This window comes from Streptomyces sp. NPDC000941, from assembly GCF_053599555.1.
In genome coordinates this window covers 1-5,967 of the sequence record NZ_JBSFMM010000381.1, presented here as the reverse complement: position 1 = coordinate 5,967, position 5,967 = coordinate 1, and the positions used below count along the sequence as shown (strand labels likewise).

The following is a 5,967-nucleotide window of genomic DNA, read 5'->3' as shown; positions in this document are numbered from 1 at the left end:
GGGCCCGGCACCGGGCCCGCCCCCTGCGGCGTCTTCGCTTCGCCTACGTTACTTCCGCTTGGGCACGGCTTCGCCGGTCCTGGCGTCCACCACCTTGCGGTCGCCCAGCGGCTTGTCCAGCTCGACCTTCTTGTCGATCTGCTTGGCGATGAGGATGCAGGGCCGGCCCGGGTGCAGCCGCTTGCCCTTGATCTCCAGCTTCACCTGCGACGAGGACTCCTTGGCGGAGACCGAGTACGACTCGCAGACGCCGCCCCAGAAGCGCACCGTCAGGGTCTTTCCGGCCACGGTGTACGACGTGATGTCGTCGACATGGTCCTCACCGGGCTTCGAGGACGGGGACGTGCCGGAGGGGGAGGGCTTCTTGATGAACTTCGGGTCGACGGCGGGGTAGGTGACCGTGTTCATGACGTCATCCGCGCTCGACGGCCCGACCTGGAAGAGCCAGGACGGCACCAGCGCCCGCCGGCCGTCCACGGAGCGCGCCGCGAGGCCCAGGGTCGCCTTGCGCACCGTGACCTTGTCGGCCGTACTGCCGGCGCTGCCCGTCGCCGCCTCCTCGGGCGCCTTCTCCGCGGGCTCCGCCTTCCCGGGCTTCGCCTTCCCGGGCGCGTCGTCCGCGCTGCCCGAGCCATCGGCGCTGTCGCCGCCCTTGTTGAGCCGCTTCATCGCCTCGGCCGCGCCGATCAGCGGATAGGTGTCGTCCTCCGCGGGCTTCGACAGCAGACCGTCGCCGCCGACCAGCTGACCGTCGGCGGCCACCTGGAGACTCGTCCGCCAGCCGTACGTCGGCAGACCGTCCAGCACCGGGTCCGCCTTCACGACCCGCACCGCGCCGTACAACTGCGTCGCGTCCAGCTTCGCGTCGTCAAGACCCAGCGCGCCCAGCACCGGCTGCGCCGCGCGCTTGGCCTTGGCCTCCGAGACGGCCTTGTCGGACCCTGCCGACCCTTTGGACCCGGACCCCTCGGATCGGGACCCCTCGGATCCGGATCCCTTGGAGTCCGCCGCCCCGCCGCGGTAGGAGGGGCAGCTCTTGCCGCTCCCCTTGGCGTCGGAGGACGGCGCGCTGGTGGACACCGCGTCGGACGGCTGTGTGCCGGAACCCGTGCCGGTGGCCGTGTCCGGCGGCTGTACGCAGGAGGTGCCGCCCGGCGACCCGTACGCCGTGTACGACCAGCCGCCCGGCGCCTTCTGGCTCACCTGGAGCACCGGGCTCATCGCGTCCTTGGCGCCCCCGACCTTCCATACGCCGTGGTCCGCGCGCGGGGTCCCCGCCACGTCCAGGGCCTTGGCCAGCCGCGCCACCTCGGCCTTGGAGACCTTGGTGCCGGTCCGGTACACGGGCGCCGACTCGGGCCCGTCCGGCAGCTTGCCCGCGGCCTTGTACTGCCGGCCGTACGGGTTCGGCTCGCCCGGTGCGATCCCCGCCGCGCCCGTGGACGCGAATCCGTCCAGCGCGAGCGGCTTCGGCGAACCGTCCTTCTGTGCGGCGCCCGGGTCCTGCGTGCCGCCGCCCGCGGCGGTGGAGGCCCAGTACGCCCCGCCGCCACCGGCGAGCAGCACCGCCGCCGCCACCGAGGCGATGGCCAGCGGCGAACGCCGCCGCGGCCGTGGGTTCTCGCCTTCGGGGGCCTGCGGGTCCTCGCCTTCGGGGGTCTGTGGGGTGTCGGTGTCCTCGGTGCTCACCGTTTCGCTCCTTCGGCTCCGCTCTGGCTGTACCGTCCCATCTCATCCGAGGGGACGTCGCTGAGACGGAGCGCGGGGGCGTGTGGTTCCTCCATGCGCCGTAACCGGCGTCGTGTGCATCGTGAACGCGGTGAGCAACGAGCTACTATCGGGTGGTTTCGACCATTCGTGCGGGGGTGTCGGAGCCGATAGCGTAAGGCGCGCGTTTCCTCCGACTTTCCTCCGTCTCCCGCAGGAGAAGACCAGCCGTGCGTATCGCAGTCACCGGCTCCATCGCCACCGACCACCTGATGACCTTCCCCGGCCGCTTCGCCGATCAGCTGGTCGCCGACCAGTTGCACACGGTCTCCCTCTCCTTCCTGGTGGACACCCTCGACGTCCGCCGCGGCGGCGTCGGCCCCAACATCTGCTACGGCATGGGCGTCCTCGGCCTGCGCCCGATCCTGGTCGGGGCGGCCGGGGCGGACTTCGCGGAGTACCGGGCCTGGCTGGAGCGCCACGGAGTGGACACCGATTCCGTCCATATCTCCGAGGTGCTGCACACCGCGCGCTTCGTGTGCACCACCGACTCCGACCACAACCAGATCGCGTCCTTCTACACCGGCGCGATGAGCGAGGCCCGCCAGATCGAGCTGCAGCCCGTCGCCGACCGGGTCGGCGGCCTCGACCTCGTTCTCATCAGCGCGGACGACCCGGAGGCGATGGTCCGCCACACCGACGAGTGCCGCACCCGCAACATCCCGTTCGCCGCCGACCCCTCCCAGCAGCTCGCGCGCATGGGCGGCGACGACATCCGGCTGCTCGTCGAGGGCGCGGACTACCTGTTCACCAATGAGTACGAGGCGGCGCTGATCGAGACCAAGACCGGCTGGTCGGCGGACGAGATCCTGGCCAAGGTCCACACCCGCGTCACCACCCTCGGGGCGCAGGGCGTACGGATCGACCGCGCCGGCGAGCAGCCGATCGTCGTCGGCACCCCGGAGGAGGAGGCGAAGGTCGACCCGACGGGCGTCGGCGACGCGTTCCGCGCCGGCTTCCTCTCCGGGCTCTCCTGGGACCTGCCCCTCGAGCGCGCGGCCCAGGTCGGCTGCATGCTCGCCACGCTGGTCATCGAGACCCTCGGCCCGCAGGAGTACGAGCTGCGCCGCGGCCACTTCAGGGAGCGCTTCGCCAAGGCGTACGGCCAGGAGGCGGCCTCCGAGATCCAGCCGCACCTCAGCAACTGAGGGGTTTCCGGTTCTTCAGGGGGCCTACGCCCGGCGGCGGACGCGGTACGCGGTGCCGCGGTCGGCCGGGCGTTCGCCCACGTACTCGTGGCCGCGCATCGCGCACCACGCCGGGATGTCCAGCCGGGCGGCCTCGTCGTCGGCGAGCACCGTGACGAGGCCGCCGACCGGGACGTCCCCGATGACCTTGGCCAGCTCGATGACCGGGATCGGGCAGAGCTTGCCGAGCGAGTCGACCACCAGCTCCGCCTGCGCCTCCTCGCCCCCCGAACCGCTCGCGGCCGCCGCAACCGCCGCAGCTTCTTCGTCTCGCCCCGGCGCGCCCAACTGCCCACGCACCCGGCGCACCACGTCCGGCAGCAGGCCGAGGAACCGCTCCACGTCCTCCTCGAGCGTCCCCAGCGGCAGCGAGACGCGGACGTTGCCCTCGGACAGCACGCCCATCGCACGCAGTACATGGCTCGGCGTCAGGGTGCTCGAGGTGCAGGAGGAGCCGGAGGAGACGGAGAAGCCCGCGCGGTCCAGCTCGTGGAGCAGTGTCTCCCCGTCGACATAGAGACACGAGAAGGTCACCAGATGGGGCAGCCGCCGCTCCGGGTCGCCGACCACCTCCACATCGGGGATCAGCCGGGGCACCCGCGTGCGGATCCGGTCGACCAGCTCCCGCAGCCGCTCCGCCTCCGCGGCGGACTCCTCTCGTACGGCGCGCAGAGAGGCCGCGGCCGCCACGACGGCCGGGATGTTCTCGAAGCCGGGGGCGCGGCCCGACTCGCGTTCGTCCGCCGGGCCGTGGGCGGCGAAGCGCACACCCTTGCGTACGGCCAGCAGGCCGACGCCCGACGGGCCGCCCCATTTGTGGGCGCTCGCGGTCAGCAGCGACCAGCCGCCCACGACCGTGCCCCAGGCCAGCGACTGCGCGGCGTCCACCAGCAGCGGCACACCCGCCTCAGCGCACTCCGCCGCGGCCTCGGCCACCGGCTGCCGGGTGCCCACCTCGTGGTTGGCGGACTGCAGAGCGGCCAGGGCGGTCGGGCCGGGGGCGTCGCGCAGCGCGGCGGCGTACGCGCCCGGCGCGACCCGGCCGGCGCTGTCCACCGGGACCTCGGCGACCGTGCCGCCGCCCGCCTCGTGGGCGGCCGCGGCGTGCAGCACCGCGGAGTGCTCGACGGCGGAGACGAGCAGATGGCGGCCGGCCCGGCGGCGGCCCGCGAGCGCTCCGGCGATGCCGTCGTGCAGTGCGCGGGTACCCGAAGAGGTGAAAGTGAGTTCGTCGGGACGACAGCCGACGGCCTCCGCCGCCGCCTCCCGCGCCGCGTCCAACAGCAGCCTGGCGCGCCGCCCCTCGCGGTAGAGGCGGGCCGGGTCGGCCCAGCCCTCGTCGAGCGCGGCGAGCAGCGCCTGGCGGGCGACGGGGTGCAGCGGGGCGGACGAAGCGGCGTCGAAGTAGGGCACATACAGAACGCTAGTCGCAGCTCGCGGAAGTCGCGTCGGTGCCTCGGCGAAGCCTTTTCGGGGCTCTTCGGGCGGCTCCAGCTTCTCATCTGGTCCTCTTCGAACAGGTTCCTCCACCTCTTCGGGGAGCACCCCGGCGCGTTGGGCACCCTCCCCGCGCAGCCCTAAAAGGCGTCCAGTAGGGTTTGCTCCGCATAAACATCCAAACCCCTGCCCACGCCGGGCCGGCGACCGACCAGCGAGACGGCCGCGGCCGTGTGGGCGAGACTCTCGGGAAGGCGCTACGTGAGTCCCAACGGCTCCGACCGCTCGTCGCGGCGCCCGGTGCGGCGGAAGCTGCTGCAGGCGCTGGCCGCGGGCTTGGTCCTGGCGACCGCCACCGGTTGCACATCAAAGGACTTCCCCCGCCTCGGAATGCCCAAGCCGGTCACAGAGGAGGCGCCGCGGATCCTCTCCCTGTGGCAGGGCTCGTGGGCGGCTGCGCTCGCCACGGGCGTGCTGGTCTGGGGCCTGATCCTGTGGTCGGTCATCTTCCACCGCCGGAGCAGGACCAAGATCGAGGTTCCCGCGCAGACCCGGTACAACATGCCCATCGAGGCGCTGTACACCGTGGTCCCCATCATCATCGTCTCGGTGCTCTTCTACTTCACCGCGCGTGATGAGAACGAGCTGCTGAAGACCTCCGCGAAGCCGCCTCACGTGATCAACGTGGTGGGCTACCAGTGGAGCTGGGGCTTCAACTACATGGAGAACGTGGACGGCAACCTGTCCACGCCCAAGAAGACCCCCGAGGAGGTCTCCTCGATCCCGGACCGCATGCTCAAGGGCGTGCCCAAGGGCGCCGAGGGCGTCTACGAGGCGGGCACCCCGGGCGAGTGGACCAAGGGGAACCCCAGCCCCGGTCCCACCCTGTGGCTGCCGAAGGGCGAGAAGGTCCAGTTCATCCTGACCTCCCGTGATGTCATCCACTCCTTCTGGGTGGTCCCCTTCCTGATGAAGATGGACGTCATCCCGGGGCACACCAACCGCTTCGAGGTGACCCCGAACAAGACGGGCGTCTTCATGGGCAAGTGCGCCGAGCTGTGCGGCCAGGACCACTCGCGGATGCTCTTCAACGTCAAGGTCGTTACTCCGAAGGAGTACCGGGCGCACCTGAAGGACCTGGCGAAGAAGGGCCAGACCGGCTACATCCCGGCGGGCATTGAGCAGACGGAAGCCGCCAAGAACGCGGAGACCAAGAACCGATGAGCATCCTCAACGAACCTCAGGGTGCCGACGCAGCCACCGCGCAAGCGGACGAGCTGCCCGTGCGCCGCAAGCAGCCAGGGAACGTCGTCGTCAAGTGGTTGACCACCACCGACCACAAGACGATCGGGACGCTCTACCTCGTCACGTCGTTCGCGTTCTTCTGTATCGGTGGCCTCCTGGCGCTCTTCATGCGCGCCGAGCTGGCCCGTCCCGGTTCGCAGCTGATGACGAACGAGCAGTTCAACCAGGCGTTCACCATGCATGGCACGATCATGCTGCTGATGTTCGCCACACCGCTGTTCGCCGGCTTCGCGAACTGGATCATGCCGCTGCAGATCGGCGCGCCCGATGT

The 5,967-nt window shown here is 71.1% G+C and carries 5 protein-coding genes; 3 read left to right on the top strand and 2 right to left on the bottom strand.

What is annotated here, in order from left to right:
- Window positions 1–48 precede the first annotated feature (48 nt).
- The gene (locus ACWDSL_RS51235; protein WP_450496379.1) at window positions 49–1,689 is read right to left on the bottom strand and encodes a hypothetical protein; all 1,641 of its coding nucleotides are present in this window, start codon (window positions 1,687–1,689) and stop codon (window positions 49–51) included.
- 248 nt (window positions 1,690–1,937) lie between these two features.
- Between ACWDSL_RS51235 and ACWDSL_RS51230 the strand changes: the two genes are divergently transcribed.
- Window positions 1,938–2,915 (top strand): carbohydrate kinase family protein, encoded by a 978-nt coding sequence (locus ACWDSL_RS51230; RefSeq protein ID WP_450496377.1) that lies wholly within the window; start codon window positions 1,938–1,940, stop codon window positions 2,913–2,915.
- A gap of 24 nt (window positions 2,916–2,939) precedes the next feature.
- Here the strand turns inward: ACWDSL_RS51230 and ACWDSL_RS51225 are convergent, their stop codons facing one another.
- On the bottom strand, window positions 2,940–4,367 hold the full coding sequence (locus ACWDSL_RS51225; protein ID WP_450496375.1) for an aminotransferase class V-fold PLP-dependent enzyme: 1,428 nt from the start codon (window positions 4,365–4,367) through the stop codon (window positions 2,940–2,942).
- A gap of 285 nt (window positions 4,368–4,652) precedes the next feature.
- Between ACWDSL_RS51225 and ctaC the strand changes: the two genes are divergently transcribed.
- The gene (gene ctaC / locus ACWDSL_RS51220) at window positions 4,653–5,615 is read left to right on the top strand and encodes an aa3-type cytochrome oxidase subunit II (protein WP_450496373.1); all 963 of its coding nucleotides are present in this window, start codon (window positions 4,653–4,655) and stop codon (window positions 5,613–5,615) included.
- The coding region (locus ACWDSL_RS51215; RefSeq protein ID WP_450496372.1) for a cbb3-type cytochrome c oxidase subunit I at window positions 5,612–5,967 on the top strand (356 nt) is incomplete at its 3' end. The genes ctaC and ACWDSL_RS51215, both read left to right, overlap by 4 nt.